At 49.3% G+C, this 16,245-nt stretch carries 13 protein-coding genes; all 13 read left to right on the top strand.

Annotated features, from left to right (window positions below; translation table 11 throughout):
* The first annotated feature begins 5 nt into the window (after nt 1-5).
* Nucleotides 6-1,280: a normocyte-binding protein gene (locus tag PEH01S_RS27845; protein WP_127489388.1), complete on the top strand. Its 1,275-nt coding sequence runs from the start codon at nt 6-8 to the stop codon at nt 1,278-1,280.
* Nucleotides 1,271-1,969 carry an iron-dependent peroxidase gene (locus tag PEH01S_RS27840; protein ID WP_127489386.1) on the top strand — a complete coding sequence of 233 codons (699 nt, stop codon included), beginning with the start codon at nt 1,271-1,273 and terminating at the stop codon, nt 1,967-1,969. Before PEH01S_RS27845 ends, PEH01S_RS27840 begins: the two co-directional genes overlap by 10 nt.
* A 24-nt stretch (nt 1,970-1,993) precedes the next feature.
* Nucleotides 1,994-4,648, top strand: a complete 2,655-nt coding sequence (locus PEH01S_RS27835; RefSeq protein ID WP_127489384.1) for an acetate and sugar kinases/Hsc70/actin family protein — start codon at nt 1,994-1,996, stop codon at nt 4,646-4,648.
* Nucleotides 4,649-4,658: 10 nt separating this feature from the next.
* A complete protein-coding gene (locus PEH01S_RS27830; RefSeq protein WP_127489382.1) occupies nt 4,659-5,432 on the top strand; it encodes a DNA and RNA helicase in 774 nt (257 codons plus the stop codon).
* Nucleotides 5,433-5,492: 60 nt separating this feature from the next.
* Nucleotides 5,493-6,515 carry a YiiG family protein gene (locus PEH01S_RS27825; protein WP_127489380.1) on the top strand — a complete coding sequence of 341 codons (1,023 nt, stop codon included), beginning with the start codon at nt 5,493-5,495 and terminating at the stop codon, nt 6,513-6,515.
* A 277-nt stretch (nt 6,516-6,792) separates the two neighbouring features.
* A complete protein-coding gene (locus tag PEH01S_RS27820) occupies nt 6,793-7,923 on the top strand; it encodes a hypothetical protein (protein ID WP_127489378.1) in 1,131 nt (376 codons plus the stop codon).
* 136 nt (nt 7,924-8,059) lie between these two features.
* The gene (locus tag PEH01S_RS27815) at nt 8,060-8,893 is read left to right on the top strand and encodes a hypothetical protein (RefSeq protein WP_246063088.1); all 834 of its coding nucleotides are present in this window, start codon (nt 8,060-8,062) and stop codon (nt 8,891-8,893) included.
* 19 nt (nt 8,894-8,912) lie between these two features.
* A complete protein-coding gene (locus tag PEH01S_RS27810) occupies nt 8,913-9,440 on the top strand; it encodes an imm11 family protein (protein ID WP_127489376.1) in 528 nt (175 codons plus the stop codon).
* Between the two features lie 2 nt (nt 9,441-9,442).
* Nucleotides 9,443-9,817, top strand: a complete 375-nt coding sequence (locus PEH01S_RS27805) for a DUF4280 domain-containing protein (RefSeq protein ID WP_025845908.1) — start codon at nt 9,443-9,445, stop codon at nt 9,815-9,817.
* 38 nt (nt 9,818-9,855) lie between these two features.
* Complete coding sequence (locus PEH01S_RS27800; protein WP_246063089.1) at nt 9,856-12,735, top strand: contractile injection system protein, VgrG/Pvc8 family; 2,880 nt, start codon at nt 9,856-9,858, stop codon at nt 12,733-12,735.
* Between the two features lie 37 nt (nt 12,736-12,772).
* On the top strand, nt 12,773-14,185 hold the full coding sequence (locus PEH01S_RS27795) for an NADase-type glycan-binding domain-containing protein (protein WP_025845912.1): 1,413 nt from the start codon (nt 12,773-12,775) through the stop codon (nt 14,183-14,185).
* Between the two features lie 51 nt (nt 14,186-14,236).
* On the top strand, nt 14,237-15,532 hold the full coding sequence (locus PEH01S_RS27790; protein WP_127489372.1) for an N-acetylmuramidase domain-containing protein: 1,296 nt from the start codon (nt 14,237-14,239) through the stop codon (nt 15,530-15,532).
* Between the two features lie 6 nt (nt 15,533-15,538).
* Nucleotides 15,539-16,201, top strand: coding sequence for a hypothetical protein (locus tag PEH01S_RS27785; RefSeq protein ID WP_127489370.1), 663 nt, complete (start codon nt 15,539-15,541; stop codon nt 16,199-16,201).
* The last annotated feature ends 44 nt before the right edge of the window (nt 16,202-16,245 follow it).

Below are 16,245 nucleotides of genomic sequence, written 5' to 3'. Positions count from 1 at the left end.
TTCCCATGAAAGACATCTTGCTGGACAGGCTGAGCCGCATGGAGGATCTCGAGCAGCGCAAGCTGTTGAAGCAGATTGTGACGGGCGTCTTTTTGAACCTGGTGGAGTATCAGGAGGACTTGAACCGCAAGCTGGAGGAGCGCGTTTTCAACGAGGTGGAGGACCAGGAGGACCGGCATGACATCTATGTGACCTTAAGTGCCCGGGACGAAATCGATCCGATTCACGAGTTTCTGTATCCGATGCTTGCCGCCGACACCGAGCCGAAAACCTGCGACCTGCGAAGCGTGACGGAGCAAATGCAGCGCGGGGAAGAGGCGCTGCTGATGACGGTGTTTTTGCAGTGCGATTACGCCAAGCTGAAGGAGCTGCTCCGCGGAAAACGAACGTTCCGGGGAGAAATCGTCACCACGGGAGGCGTTCGGGCCATACAGGTACGTCTGCAGCAGAACCTGACGTATATCCGCGAGCTGGAAAAGCTCTATTTTATTTTCCAAAAAAACAACGTGCCGTGGAAGACGGTGAATCATCCGTATGCGGGGAAGTTTTTCGATGTGATCTGGACCGGCGGGGAACAGCCAAGTCTGGAGGAGGAACTGCTTGAGATCCGGATTTACCTCGAGGAATTTGACGCGTACAAAAAGCTGGACATGGTGCCGATGTGGAACATTGAGCGGCTGGAGCTCAAAAACGTAGGCTTTCCGGTGCCGGCCGCCGACCGGATTAATTTCGAGCACGTGCTGTCCTTGCGCAAAACGGGGACGCAGCACGGCTATTTGGTCGACGGGGACGAGACGCTGATCCGGTATATCAAGCGGATGCCCGAGGAGCTGACCATCGTGTCCCCGCAGGACAAATCCGGGACCTGGAACGTGCTGAAAATTACGCAGCCGACGCCGACGAAGCTTGGCCGGCTGGCTTATGAGCTCGTTTCGAACAAGCGGAAAAGCAGCTTCACCGGCCGCTTCTCCCGCAAGCACCCGGTCGTCGTCCGGGCGAAGGGCGAGATTGCGCGGATCGCGGGCTCCTTCGAGGCCTCGGACGACCTCGAGCTGGTGCAGGTCGAGATTAGGGACGAGGCGGACGGAAAGGAAGTCACCTACGGGATGAACCCGTTCATCAGCGACAACGTGAGGGTGGAGAACGACAAAAAACGGATGCGGCTCCGCTTTAGAGCCCGCCGGAGCGGGAGCTTTATTTTGCAGGATTTGATGAGCTTCGTCGTTTCCGAGATCCAAATGTATTTTCCAGAATACGTCTGCGAAGGGGAATGGGCTTGAATTACGTATGGGATCTGGTTATTCGGGCTGCGGACGCGGGCACGCCGAAGAACGACCTTTGTTTTGCCCCTGCCAAAGTGTACTCGCCTTATATGGAGCTGAGCGCCGAAACGCTGAATGCCCGCACCGTGGAAGAGCGAACGGTTGAAGTCAATCCGTACTACCGGTTCTACGATATTTTCCGCGATTTGTTCGATATTAACAACCTAGAGGATACGGAATTCCGGCGCACGCTGTTCGATCTTGCGATGCATTTCTTGACCGATATCGACCTTATGCAGGGCATGAACAAGCGGGAATTTTATATCCGGTTCGCGCTCCGGGATATGGAGGCGGGTCTGTTCGGGGACGGCGTCCGGGACCGGCTGAAGCTGCTGAACCGGGAGGAACGGGAAGTCGTGGCCTGCAATCTGCTGCGGCTGTACGAGACGGGGGAAGCGGTGTATCTGCTGAAGGATACGATGCGCAAATTGTTCAAGCACTCGACGATTTACGCGAACTGCGAGGAAAAGGACGAACTGTTGTTCTATGTGGGGCAGCGGGAAAATGAGATCACACGGGCGAAGCTGGAACTGATCAAGGACCTGTTTCTGCCCTTGCGTTTTCATACGGAGACGTATTGGGAGCATCATTTTGGCATTGTGGACGTCGAGGACACGATGCGCGTGGATCATATCGCGATGTATTAGGGTTTCTACGAAAGGAGCGGAGACATGAGATCCTATACCTATAAGCTGCATTCGCCGAAGAACGGCGGCACGGAAGAGACAAACAGGGTCAAGTACACGCGGGACGAGCTGTCGGAGATGACGACACTCCAATTGCGGAGCATCTGCCATAAGGAAAAGCTGGTCGAAGGGCTTTCGGGCCCGCTCGACCGCGAAGCGCTCATCCGCACGATTCTGAAATACCGCAGCGCGGAGCAAAGCCTGCTGATCCAAAGCTTCGACGAGCACGGATGGGAGCGCGTGGAGGCGGCGATCGCCCGGTATTTGAACACGCCGCTTCCGGATGACGGCAGCATTCAAATTCCGGCTAAAGTGACGCTGTACGACGGACTTCAAGTGGACAAACTCGACCAATACCGGGTCATAGCTCCGGGCACCGTCGCCGAGTCTAACGTGCTGCTCGTCAACGATCATATGGAGCTGTGCGGCATTATGAATCTGGTCAAGGATGGGCCGGCTCCGGGCATGTACTGCCTGACGGCTTCCAAGGAAATGACGTTTCGCCGAACCTCGAACAAAAATTACAGCTTCCTGCTGTTCCGCAAACAGGATTCGGAGTATCTGTACCAGACCTACGTCCGCAGCAGGCCGCTGCCGCCCACGAATCTGCATTACTGGCGGATTCCGATTCCCGAGCTGGAAATCCGGGACCTGGAAGAAACCGATGCGGTGCTGGCGATCGATTTCGGGACATCCAACACAACGGCCGGCGCTTATCTGGACGACAGCTACATCTCCCATCCCTCGCGCCATGATCTGTTGAACGGGACGCTTCGGCTGAACAGCATCAATCTGGTGAAATTTCCCGTTACGACCGGCAAGCAAGAGGAATGGATCGAGCTGCTGCCGACCATTGTTGCCGTAGCGGACTGCTCGGACACGCAGCAGGTGAAGTATTATTTTGGCCACGAGGCCATGAAACTGATGAAAAAGAACGGATATACGGGCCATGCCACCGTGTTTCACGGCATCAAGCGATGGGTCAACCGGTACAAGCTGCCCGAGGAAATCGTGGATGGGCAGGGGAATACGTCGGTCGTCCGCAGAAACGACATTCTGCGCGCCTATCTGCTTCACGTGATCGAAATGGCGGAGCATCAATTCAAGTGCCGCTTCCGCAAGCTGCACTTTTCCAGCCCGGTGAAGCTGAAGACGCAGTTCGGCGAAATGTTCGCGGAGCTTCTGCCGGATTACCGCATCGAATCGGACGATGCGCTGGACGAAGGAATGGCCGTGCTGTTCAATACGATCGCCGATCAGATCGAGAAAAATACGTTTGCGGACGGCGAGACGTACCATGCGCTCGTCATCGATTGCGGCGGAGGAACGACGGATTTGTCTTCGTGCCGGTTTCGGATCGAGGACGGTCACATCTCCTACAAGCTGGATATCCATACGGCTTACGAGAACGGCGACACCAACTTCGGCGGCAACAACATTACTTACCGGATTTTGCAGTTTATGAAAATCGTTTTTGCCGACTACTACACCAAGGGCGGCAGCGTGCCGGATATCGACAGCTTGATCGGCATTCCCGGCCCCGACTTGTTCCGGCACGTGGACGAATTCGGCGTCGAATCGGTCTACGAGCGGTTCGAAGCGCGCTACCGAGAGGCGGAGCGCATGATTCCGACGCGATTCAAGGATTACGAAAATCGGACGCGCGAGGAGTACCTGCGGGTAAAAAGCAATTATTACTTTTTATGGGAAATCGCGGACAGCATGAAAAAAGAATTTTTCCGCAAGACGGGCATTCTGCGCAACCGGTTCGACTCGCAGACCGGGGACCGGCAGGAGCAGGATCTGAAAATTACGGCGGTGGACCGCTGGTGCCTGTCCGCCTACGAGAACGGCCGCATGAAGGATATCTATGAATTCCCCCGCGTCGTGTTCAATATTAACGAGATCAACCAGTTAATTAAGGCGGATATTTACGATATCGTGCGCAAGTTTCTGGAAGATTTTTACCAGGACGGGCGGCTGCAGGAATATTCGATCATCAAGCTGACCGGCCAATCCTGCCGTATCGACAGCTTCCGGGAAGCGCTGAAGGAATTTGTTCCCGGCCGCAGCATCGAATTCCGGCAAAAGACCGAGGAGAGCGACAGCGTTCCGGAGCTGAAGCTGGCCTGCCTGCGGGGAGCGATCCGTTATCTCAGCGCGAGGAAGGCGGGCACGATCGAGGCCTATATTACCAACCACGCGCCGGTCGTCCCTTATACCGTCAGCGCCTTCACCCACAGCCGGCAGGAAAAGCTCTTGATCAGCAGCCTGGAAAGGCTGAATCAGGTGCAGGGTTCCATCTCCCGGCCGTTCGAGGTGAAGGAGATAGAGTTTTTCCTAAAAGGAAGCGACGGGGCGGTGCGCCATAAGTATGCGTATGCCAACGAGCCGGGCAGCTTCGAGCCGGTCCCCTACGAGGACATCGCCGGACGGTACGGGGCCAAGATTCCGCAGGACGACACGGACTCCATCCAGAACGGCGAGGTGAAGTTCTTCGTGTTCGCCGAGGACAATGAGTGGGGCTTCCATGTGGTGCCGGTTGCGCGGGAGGACGAGCAGCTGTACTTGGGACCCAAGCGTTTTTTTGCATTTGAAAACGATCTGTCGGAGCTTGATTTCTTTGACGGCTGGAAATAGGAGGTAGCGGATGTTCTCCAATGTATATCCGAATTTTCATAAAGGCCGGATTCTGAAGCGGGAGATGCTGGAGAGCCTGAGGGATTACCCGAGGCAGCTCGCGGACCTGTATTTTCAGTCCTATTCGGACGGTATCGTAGCGGGAGCCGATGTAAGAGTGGAGGCGGAACATCTTGTGGTTGGCTCCGGGATCTTCAAGCACGGCGGCCGCCTGTACACGCTGGAGGCGGAGCAGCAGGTGCCTTACGCGGCGACCGGCAAGGAGACCGTGCTCAAAATCCGCTTTCACGCAGCGGAGGAGCAAAGCGATTACACGGTGTACGGCGCGGAGCTCGTTCTGGACGAGGAGGCCGCCGGCGGCAGCGAGCTGGAGCTTGGGCGGTTCAAGCTGAAGGAGGGGGCGAAGCTGCGGTCGGAGTACCAAAGCTTCGCGGACTTTGCCACCGAGTTCAATACGTGGAACATGATCCACGCAGCGTATGCGGGCGTCAGGGAGCGCAGTGTGCACCCGGCGTTGCTGCGGTATTTTGCCGTCCAACTGCTCAGCCGGGGCAGCACGAACCCGTACGACATCGCCTTTGCGATGCAGTGCATGAGCCAGGAAGCCGTCGACCGCGGGCTGATCCTCCATTATATCGGGACCCGGCTGGGCATGGGCTATAAGCCGTACGACAACGGGCAAATTCATAAATATTTGGGGCGCATTCTGGATGACGTCCAAGGCGGAAACCGGAGAGGGCCGGATCTGAGACCGGGCGGCCCCCGGCGGATGATTGTGGAGTAGCGCGGCATGGTGATAAGAGTACAACCGGTAATTAATTCACAGAGAGAGGAATTTACAATCATGAATAAACGTTTAACGATCCTATCGCTTGGCGTGGCGGTCTGCGTATCCCTTAGCGGCTGCGGCTCCATCGGCCAAATCGCGGAGAAGGTAAAGGAACAAACCACCCAAGCGAAGCAAGAATCGAATCAAGCGCAGGACACGGCAAAATACAATACATATATCGGTTTAAGCAACTACTTGACCCAGTGGCTGGACAAGACGTTCGAAATGTATTTCAAAGAGTTCGGCGGGGAGGGAGAAATCCGCATCCGTAAAAACTTTACCGGCTTCAATACGATGCCCGTGCTGCCAGGGCATAAGGATGATGTGGATAAGGCGCTGGCGTTCGCCTCGAAGGAGCCTTCCTATCAGGCAGCGGACGAGTCGGTCAAGGCTCTGGCTCCCAAGCTGAAGGAGCTGATGGAAACGACGGGCGAAATGCAGACGTATTATCAGAACAAAGCTTATGCCGAAGACGAGTTCGCCAAAGGCAAGGAGCTGCACAAGAAATTGCTTGTGCAGTTTAACGAGGTGTCGGATTTAGCCGACAAGTTTTTTGCCGATTTTGCCGTCATCACGGAGCAAAGGAAGAAAGAAGACCTGGAGGAGCTCAAGAAAAGCGACATGCTCATCCGGTTCCATGCCATGAGTATCGTCAACCGGGCGCAGGATATCCAGAAGGCGTTTGATAAAGCCGGAGTGACCGACGACAATGTGCTGGATTTCGACGCGAACCAATATGCCGAGATGTACAAGCTGCTGACGGAAGATATCGATAAGTTTACGGAGCTTTCGAAGGATAAGGAAAGGCTGAAGAAAGAAAAGGTGCAGATCGTTCCCGTATTTACCGACAGCATCCAGCGGGTGAAGACGGCCGCCGCCGATTTGATGGAAATTTTGCGGACCAAGGACACGACGATCAACAGTGATACGAAGGGGAAAGTCACGACGGGCGGGAAGAACATGCCGCTGAAGAACTTCGACAAGCGCGTTTCCGCTGTGGTCGATTCGTATAATACGATGATCGGGTTGAGCCGGTGATTGAGGAGAACATTCATGACAGAAAAAATTTCGATAAACCGGGCACGAAAGGCAGGGCGAGGCTGGTGATCTCGGATTATTTCTATGTTTATTCGCAATAATGGTAATAGTAATGGAGCTGATGCTGCATATTGGGCAGGCAGTATAGTGACTTACAAGTATGAAATACCACACGATACTGATAAACAAGCTGAAATTCGAGCAAACAACGCAATAAAAGTATATAAAGTTATGATGGGGAGTAATTAATATTACTCAGTGAGAAGGAATATAAAATATGAAAAGAATAGCATCAGGTGTAATTATTTTAGCTGTACTGATATTAGTTAGTTGCAGTAATGTAGCAACAAATAGGCAACCAGATCCTGCCAGTAGTCCCGCCAGCAGTCCAACAAGCAGTCCAACAAACAGTCCAACAAACAGTCTAGCAAGTAATCCATCCAATTATGTTAAAACATATAAAGATGAAACCCATAAGCAAATACAATACGGTAAAATTTCGATTAATTTTGATGAATATCATATAGTCTCTGATACAAGCAGTGATCGTAATGAAACTTTTAAGCTTGAAATCGATAAAGGAAAAGTTCGGCCGGAAACTCACATGACCATTACAATTCGGGCAATAAAAAAACAAGATTTCCTCAATACGGAAAACATCATAACATATTTAAGTGATATGTCTCCTGATTATGAGAAAATAAGGATTTATAATAATGTAACCGATGATTCTGGAATAATCAGTTTATATAGTGTAACAGGAGGTGAGCTGACGAATTATGTAGTTTGCTATAGGGATGCTTGCTATTTAGTTGAATCTGATTATAGCATTTTAGAAGTTTATCTATTCAAAAATAATCCTACAGCGAATTATGTGGTGAATAAACTAAAAATAGAATGCGCGAACTCTTTTACAACCAATGTTAATCAAACTATTTATTATAATAAAAACAAATTCGAAAAGGCTAAATATGATATCACTCAAGGTAAGGGTGGAACAAAATACTCTGCTGAATTAAGTTTCGATAATAAAGAATATTTAAACCATTTTACGCTGAAAAATGAGAAAGGCGAAAACCTGCTGACATTATCCACAGAGGCATCAAGTTCTAATGAAGATATCGCTATTAAATTTTTAGATGTCAACATGGATGGTTATGCAGACATTCAATTTTTGGAAGAAGAAGGTACTATAAATAATCGTCATGCACTATATGTCTGGGATGATTCTGCAAAGAATTTTGTTAAAGTAAAATGTGATGAGATGCTTTCGCATTTTGAAGTGTATGATGGTTACTTGAAAAATTGGCAAAAAGGAAGTGCAAATTCCGGAGTTATACAAAAACTTGTCTGGAAGAATAAGGATACATTGATAAAAGAATCAGAAGAGCAGTATCAAGCTAACTAACCGAAGATGGACGACAAAGGTGTTTTGAGAATGCATAGCGGCGATTGTATATCGGATGTTTTGAACCTTGTAACCTTGTAAATGCAAGTGAAAGGGGACGCTTCTTAGCGCCACGAAGCGCGATGCTATGTAGCAGTTGATAATCCTGCATGGTAAAGAATGCGAGCACCTGAAACCACCTGACGGTGATTTCAGGTGCTTTTTATATCCGCAAGATCTTACAACAACAGCAGCTTTTTCAAATAATGGGTCAAACCATACAGAATCGGAAACCGGGATCATGATAAAATGGAAAGAACATACATTCTATGCTGCTTTTAGAGCAGCAGCGCCAAACTTGAAGCAGAAAGGTACTTATATGACCAGACAAGAGGCCTTGAAGCATTTTTTGGAAGCTTACGTCAAGGACAAGCAGAAGGAGTACATCGAAAAAGCGGAGGAAGAATACCGTTCCCGCAAAGACGAGTTGACGAAGGATTTTATCGAGTCTTTTCGCCGTATTTGTCTGAATATTAAAGAAATGCAATCTGCGGGGCAAAAAGAAAAGATCGGGTATATCAATTATTCCATGAGACGCACTTATCTATTGGAAAGAAAGCACGAGCATGTCGTAGAGGCGTTCGACAAGGACTGGTATTTCGATACATATCCATGCCGAGGAACGTACGATTCGGGATGGGCCTTTAAATATTTGGATGCATTGGAAGACGAACTGGAGCAGCTCGGAAAAAAGTACATGGGCAAAATTGTAAAGCCGGATATTGAACGAATCAAACTGGAGGCGGCCGCTGCCTTTAATCAATGGATTGTCGTATTGGTCAAACAGGCGATGGCTGATGCAATTCGACTGAAAGATTTCGATGAAATTGCCCGTGAACCGGATCTGGAAGTGCGGGTGGGGGAGCATAAGGGCATTAGTGAGGTTGTATACAAGGGCGATTCTGTACAGGAAGGAAGTCTCTTTTTATGAGCAGGGGCGAATTTTTACCATGGAATATTATATCTTAGCTCAGGATGAACGTATTACCGGGTTTGAAGAACCGGCCGGGATCGCCAAAAGCGTGGATTCGCGTTTGCTGCGGGACGAAGAAGGCCGCGCAGCGCTGGAGCAAACGGTGTTACAGTTTTATACCCAAGGGAAAGGCGAATATATCGATTTTATCGAAAGGCCGATTCCACTAGTGTCGGATGCTTTAAAGGCAATTTTCGACCGGTATCAGCCGCACGTCTATTATAAGCTGGTTGTTCTGGCCGACATCAAGGCGATGAAACAGACGTTCTATTGGATAACGGTGCCGGATACGCTTGCGTGTCTGTCGGAGGAGAGCGAATGGCATAAGAATGGTTCGTTCAAAACGCCTGTTCTTGATCCGAGGAAAGTCGGACATTACAAAATATTCAAAATCTCCGATAGCATGGCAGATTTCATCGTAGTCGATCTGGATGTGGCGGAAAGCATCCTCAGGTATAATCCGAAAGGAATACGGTTGAAAAAAATCGACGTGAGGAGGCTTTAAGTGTGAGTTCAAGTTATGTAGTGGAAGGCGCTTCCCTTAAATGCAGCTATGGCAGCACGAATGCGAATTTTAAAACGCCGGCCGGACGAAAAATAGCGATCAACGATAAGCTGCAGGGAAATGTGCAGGATTTCAAGCCTGAGATCAACATCCCTGCTTTTGGCTTGTGCAGCAGTCTGTCCAATCCCGAAGTCGCTTCCGCGACGGCCGCCAATCAAGGGCAGCTCAAAAAAATGCCGTGCAAACCGGTCATTACGATGCCTTGGCTGGATGGAAAAACGGATGTGTTGGTAGACCATTACCCTGCTCTTTTGAACTGTTCTACTAATCTGTGCATGTGGTGCGGAAAAATTACAATTGTGAACGATGGACAATAGGCTTTTGAGGAGATTCGAGAGGGGGCTTTCGCGTGGTCATGCAGATGAGCGCCGTGACGTACGGCGATTTGAAAATAACGGCGCCTTACGATATTGTGGCGCTGCTGGATTTTAAGCTTGTCAAAAAGGTCGGCGGCCACGGAGAAGTGTATCTTAAAGCTGTCGTATCGGACGACCATCAAAAGAAATATCCGGATCTGGCTCAATTCAGAGAACATATCGAAGTATTTCAGATGGACGGAGAGGAAGAAGTCCGCTGTCTGTTCAAAGGAACGGTAACCGAGCTTGAAATCCGTTTCAGCAGCGGCAACTATCATATGATTGTGAAAGGCTTGTCCCACTCTTATAAAATGGACAAGGTTGTCCGGAGCCGCTCTTTCCAAAACCAGGATATGACTTACACGGAAATGATTCGCGAAGTGATCGGGGAGTATGCGCAATCGGATTTTATCGACTTGGCCGCGGGCAGCCGGGCCTTGAACGAGTTTACGCTCCAGTATCGCGAAACGGATTGGCAGTTTTTGAGGAGACTGGCTTCCCGGTTTTATACAGGCTTGGTGGCGGACGTTACTTCGGACAAACCCAGGTTCTGGTTCGGCATTTCGCGTGGGGAAGTCAAGGGCACTTTAAAGGGAAGCAACTATTTAACGGGAAGACACGTCGCGGAATCGGGCAAAGCGATCGCGAACGCCCACTGGGGAGATGTAAACGAACGGGAGTTCCTGTATTACGAGGTGGAATCGGATCAATACTTCGAAATAGGGGATGTCGTTCTGTTCCGAAACAAGGCTTTGGTAATCGAGCGGGCTACTGCGAGCATCAAGCGTCAAGTGTTGAAGTACGACTATGTATTAGTCCCCGAATCCGGCCTGCAGCGAAGCCGTGCTTTCAACCCATACCTAACCGGAATCTCTCTGGAGGGAAAAGTGATCGAGGTGAAGGACGAAAATGTCCGGGTGCATCTGAATATCGATCCAAAACAGAATAAAGATACCGCCTGCTGGTTTCCTTATCCTACGTATTATACCAGCGACAACGGGGTCGGTTGGCACTGCATGCCCGAGCTTGGCGATGCGGTTCATCTGTATTTTCCATCCCGTGAAGAAAAAGACGCGGTCGTCAGTCATTCTCTGAGAAAACATATCCGCGCCGGCGATATGATCAGCGAACCTCATACGAAGCGGCTGCGCACCAGAGGAAGTAAGGAAGCGCGTTTTGCCGTGAAAGAGACGGCGCTGACCTCGAGGGGGGACAACTTCTTCGTCAAGCTGAACGAAGAGACGGGCGTCGAATTGTACAGCAAAGGCAGCATGGTTTTCACAGCGGGCGAAGATCTGGTCATGCGCGGCAAGCAGCTTGAAATTACGGCAGCGAAAGAAATCAGCGTGTCGTCGAAGACAAGCCATATCCGCCTGGACGGGGAAAATCATATCAAAGGCTCGCGTGTCCTGACGGCACCGCTTCCCGACGAAGAAGTCGCGGCTTATGCATCGCTGCAGCAGGAGATGAACGAAGGCAGCAACTACCCGGGCTGGGCGCAGCCGCTGCTGTTGAAGTATAAAGCCGATTACTACCGCGCTAAGGCGGCCGGCGACGAGAAGGGCATGAAGGCAGCGGCTGCGAACGCGAAGAAGATCCGCGACAAGATCGACGAGATCCATGCTATGCCGCCGTGGGCGCAGGAGCAGATGAACGAGAATACCGAGAAGTGGTATGAAGCGCATGCCGCGGGCAATAAAGCGGGTCAGGATTATTACCATGGCGCTGCGAATTCTCTCCGGGACAAAGTACAGATGATTGCGCTGATCCGAAACAGCTCTGCGGAGTCTTACAAGGACGCGAACCGGCTGGAGGAATTGACGCAGCGATATGCGGACGCGAAAAACAAGCTGACGACGGAGGACCCGGCGGCAATCTCCAAATCCGCCGACGAGTTAAGGGCCAAATATGGCGTCAGCCATCGCGCGGCGCGGGAGAGCTTGAACCTGTTGGCCAAGAAATTCCCGAACGACTTTAACTATAATCTGGATGTGAAGGATGAATGGGATTCCTCGTTGAATAATGCGCTGTATGATTTTTCAGTCAAGTACGGCCTCGCCGGGAAGGTCCATACGAGAGAGCTGCTGGAAGCTTATGCATATCAGGTGGCGCACGGGATTCTGCCTTGGCCGAAGCCTCATAGCAGCGCAGGCTCACCGCCTGCCAAGCCAGCACCGGGAAGTCCTGCGCAACCTCCGAAAGGACCTGAGCCTGCACCTGCCCCGGGGAATGTAAGTGATAACGGCAAATATATCGTGGCCAAAACAAAAATTGATGCCTATGTCAAGCAAAAGAATTATGGCGGAAATCAAGCAAGGGCAATGTATAGGATCAACGAGTATACGAATCATGGAGAGATTAAAAAAATGCTGGCGAAAAATAGCAACGCGCCGCTAGTATTTTTCTTTGAAGGCGATGGTTCATACAGCCGTCCGCAGGCAGTTCATCATAAAAACGGAAGATTCGGTGCCATTGTCATTGTAGTAATCCATGGTGAGATTAAATATACCAGCGTAAACGCAAGTACCTTGCCTGATGATGAGAATGATGCAGAAGTCGCAACCACTAAGGAAGGTGTGTATGAATTTATTGGCGGGTATCACGCAGGTCAATATCCAGCCTTACGTGTTCGAAATGGCGCTAAAGTGCCCGCGACCTATGGGAAAAATAAAAAAGAGGGTATGGCTACCGGGATTAACGTTCATAAGGGATACAACACCGATACTCCAGGCAAGCCAACATCCGTGGGCTGTTTAATTGTTCATAAAGATGAGTATGTCCAATTTTTAATAGCGGTCGGGGTAGTGAAAAGCTCGCTCAATGACAAACCTAAAGATTTAGTGGGATTAGTTATTTTAGATCGTTCAGATAGAAAATAGGGGCTTTTGTGTGCGAATTTGCTTAGAGGGAGTGAGAATGGTGAGGATTATTGCTATTGGTGTGGTTTTGTTATTGCTAACGGGATGTTTTAACCACGGAGATGTTAGCAAAAAATCAGACATGGAACCAACTCATGCCGATAGCACTTCAACGGAGCAGAAAAAGGAAGCTAAAGATGCTAATGCTCCTCAAGAGAAGTTATTTGATTGGCTCCTGTTCCGCGGGGAAAATGATAATGAAATGATACATTATGTAAAAAAAGCAGGTGATGAAGAAAGCTTCGTTTATATCGATGGTTTTACAAGTTTTTTCATGAAAGATAACAAGGATATGCCTCAAGATGGAATTTCTTATGTCGGCGGAATTTCGCAAGATGGAAAGAAAATATTGTTATTGAATTTATCGCATCAAAGACACAGCATTTCTGCGCAAATCTATAACTTTCTTTCGCATCAAATCGAGCTGCAATTTCAATTGCCTCATAAAGATTATGCGCTGTCACCTGATCTCAACCAATATCTGTTTGAGGAGAATGGGGACATTTATCTATTTCGAGCCAAGGAAAATGAAAAGACAAAACTGTCACTAGTTAAACGTGATATGTATTCTATAGCCGTATGGAAAATTTCCCCTGATGGCAGTAAACTGTGCTTTAGCGATGATGAGGCCAATCTTATCCTGTTTGACATCGCGAATAACAAGATCATCAAGAAGATAAACGTAGGCTCTAAGGAGGTCCACATTCACCAATGGTTTGCCGAGGACAAGCTGATTTATACGGCAGATCGGGATACGACCTACTTGTTGACAATTGAAAGCGAGGAACGGAAACCGCTTGGCCAATCGATGTTGTCTCCGGTCATTTCCCCGGATGGCCTAATGCTCGTCTATGCTGATCAGGATCGAAACATTTTTCAATTAAACATGCAAACCCAACAGAAAACGAAGCTCGAAGATGGATTTCAACGGATTGGATTTGAAAGTGCTCCGCTGCAATGGATTCGCTCGTCAACGCCGTTCATAGACGTGAAGAAGAGCATCCCTGTCAAAAGAGTTACTGCTTCTTCTACGCTACCGGACGAGAACAAAATATCGTACAATGCCAATCAACTTACGGATGGGAATACAAAGACCGGGTGGTGCGAGGGCACGAAGGGAGACGGGATCGGAGAAACAGTCACTCTGGATTTTGGAACGCTTCAAGAAGTCTCCGGCATTGATCTTATCAATGGCTTGGCGCAATCGCTACATACTTTCAAAGCTAACAACAGGGTTAAGAGTCTGAAGGCTGAGTTTTCAGACGGAAGCTCCGAGGTTCTTGACGCTTCTTTTATACAGATGAATTTTAGCAAGAAAATCAAAACATCATTTATAAAACTGACCATTCTCGAAGTGGAAAAGGGAGACAAGTATTCGGATACTTGCATGTCGGAAGTGCGAGTATTTTGATTTTCAAGAGCTTAACGAGATGAACCGAAAGTAACGATGAGGGGGATAGCGATGAAATGGAAAGAACCAACTTTCGGCCCGACGCCATTGTTGAGATCGCTTATGGCCGCCAATGCCCGAAGAAAAGCGCAGTCCTTTGACTTGGAGGCAGAGCAGAAGCAATTGAAGCTGGTCTATCCCGAATGGGCTAAGGAATGGCTCCAGAAGTATAAAGAAGCCTGGTACATTGCGGAAGCGAGCGGCGACAAGGAGGGCATGAGAAAGGCAAAGGAGCTGGCTGACGGGCTGAGAGACAAGCTGCGTGAAATGGAGAAGATGCCCCCGTGGGCGCAAGAGCAAATGCAAAAGCAGACAGTGCGCTGGATGGAAGCCAACGAAGACGGGAACGTGCGTGCGATGAAGGCTGCGGCTGAGGCGGGGAACGGGATTCGCGAAAAGCTGGAGATGATTGATAGAATCAAAAAAACGTCACCGCAAGATGCGGAGCGATTAAATGATTTAACGGCAAAATGGTATGCTGCGAACGATAAACGCATGGTGGATGGAAAAGATATGAGTCTTACCCCAGAGCTTGTTGAGGCTGCAAAAAACAATTACAGCAAGGAAGCTCAGACGATTATGGCGAAATATCCTTTGCCCATGCCAAAGCCGGTTGTTCCTCCGATTGCGCCGCCAGCGAATGCAGGCGTGAAGCAACCTCCTCAAACCGGAGATCGACAAGCCATCGGATCTATTGCTGAATTCAAAAGAAAATATGGAGGAATTATTCAGACGAATGCCCAAGAACTCGGGGTCGACGCAAACGTTCTAGCAGCTGTAATCCTCGTAGAATCAAGCGGCTCCGGCTTTGTGGATGGAAAGTTGAAGATACGTTTCGAAAACCATCAATTCGTTGATCGAGCCGGGTATAAGGAGTTGTTCACATGGAGTTCCGAAGCAAGATGGAAAGGGCATAAATTCAGGGAAAGTGTAAAGCATGAATGGAAAATGGTGCATACAGGCTCTCAAATGGGTGAATATGCAGCGTTTGAATTTGCCAAAAAGCTAAAAGAATCAGCGGCTTATGAAGCGATCAGTATGGGAATGGGGCAAATTATGGGCTTCAACTATAAGCAGGCAGGTTACCATTCGGCTAGGGAGATGTTTGACGACTTTAACCGAGGTCATGAGCAACAGATCAATGGCATGATCCATTTTATGAGAGGATATAATGGTGGAAAATTGCTGAAAGCTTTAAAAAATAACGATCTAAGAAGTTTTGTTACGCAATACAATGGAAGCGGTCAAGTAGACGCTTATACCGAAAAAATGGAAAAAGCAATGGAAACATATCGAAAGGCAGGTTAACCGCTTATGCCAGCCCCAATCCGCAAAACATTGAAGCGATTGAACAAAGTAATCATATTCCTGGTTCTGCTTTCCGCATGCTTTGGTTGTAATGCAAGTTCAAGGAGCGATAACGAGGCCCCAGTGCCTCGGCCGGCAGAAACCCGCAGCGAAAATAAGCCTGCTGCTACGGAGCCGGTAAGTAGCCTTGATTCGCCTGAAAGCCCTAAGGAAACGGTTAACAGCCTTGTAGCGAAGGGGTTGCAGGTAATTGAAAACCAGTCCTTTGAGGTTGAACTGAATCATTGGGGAAAAGCAAAGTTTATTTCCGGAAAACATCTAAAGGATGGCGTATTCAAGGCTTCTTTCTACTTGGCCAATGAACAAGGAAATATAATATATTCATTCCCTGAATTTAACGGAAATGAATGGCCGTCGTTTGAAAGGATTCGTGCCGTATCTTTCAAAGATTTGAATCAGGACGGTCTCAAGGATGTTATTATCATTGCCGAATATATCACGGGTGCTGGAGAGCAGGGAACCACTCCGTTCCCGGTCGCCAGCATCTATTTTCAAAAAGCAAAAAGCTTTGAAGCGCTGTCCGATCTGGACGAAAAAATCAATTCAGCCGGGAAAAATGAAACAGTCGAAGAGGTATTGAACTTTACTCGCGGCTGGAAATTCGAATAGGCGATTTACAGTTCGCGTCTTGCACTGGCTGTCCCCCCCCCCCC

The organism is Paenibacillus ehimensis NBRC 15659 (assembly GCF_004000785.1).
Classification (GTDB): Bacteria; Bacillota; Bacilli; order Paenibacillales; family NBRC-103111; genus Paenibacillus_G; species Paenibacillus_G ehimensis.
Note: the sequence above shows the minus strand (reverse complement) of the source record. Positions and strands in the feature narration are given on the sequence as shown.

Coding starts and splice junctions, on each gene's coding strand:
- PEH01S_RS27795 (WP_025845912.1), top strand. CDS start 12,773: ATGGTGAGGATTATTGCTATTGGTGTGGTTTTGTTATTGCTAACGGGA.
- PEH01S_RS27800 (WP_246063089.1), top strand. CDS start 9,856: ATGCAGATGAGCGCCGTGACGTACGGCGATTTGAAAATAACGGCGCCT.
- PEH01S_RS27790 (WP_127489372.1), top strand. CDS start 14,237: ATGAAATGGAAAGAACCAACTTTCGGCCCGACGCCATTGTTGAGATCG.
- PEH01S_RS27835 (WP_127489384.1), top strand. CDS start 1,994: ATGAGATCCTATACCTATAAGCTGCATTCGCCGAAGAACGGCGGCACG.
- PEH01S_RS27825 (WP_127489380.1), top strand. CDS start 5,493: ATGAATAAACGTTTAACGATCCTATCGCTTGGCGTGGCGGTCTGCGTA.
- PEH01S_RS27810 (WP_127489376.1), top strand. CDS start 8,913: ATGGAATATTATATCTTAGCTCAGGATGAACGTATTACCGGGTTTGAA.
- PEH01S_RS27830 (WP_127489382.1), top strand. CDS start 4,659: ATGTTCTCCAATGTATATCCGAATTTTCATAAAGGCCGGATTCTGAAG.
- PEH01S_RS27840 (WP_127489386.1), top strand. CDS start 1,271: ATGGGCTTGAATTACGTATGGGATCTGGTTATTCGGGCTGCGGACGCG.
- PEH01S_RS27845 (WP_127489388.1), top strand. CDS start 6: ATGAAAGACATCTTGCTGGACAGGCTGAGCCGCATGGAGGATCTCGAG.
- PEH01S_RS27820 (WP_127489378.1), top strand. CDS start 6,793: ATGAAAAGAATAGCATCAGGTGTAATTATTTTAGCTGTACTGATATTA.
- PEH01S_RS27785 (WP_127489370.1), top strand. CDS start 15,539: ATGCCAGCCCCAATCCGCAAAACATTGAAGCGATTGAACAAAGTAATC.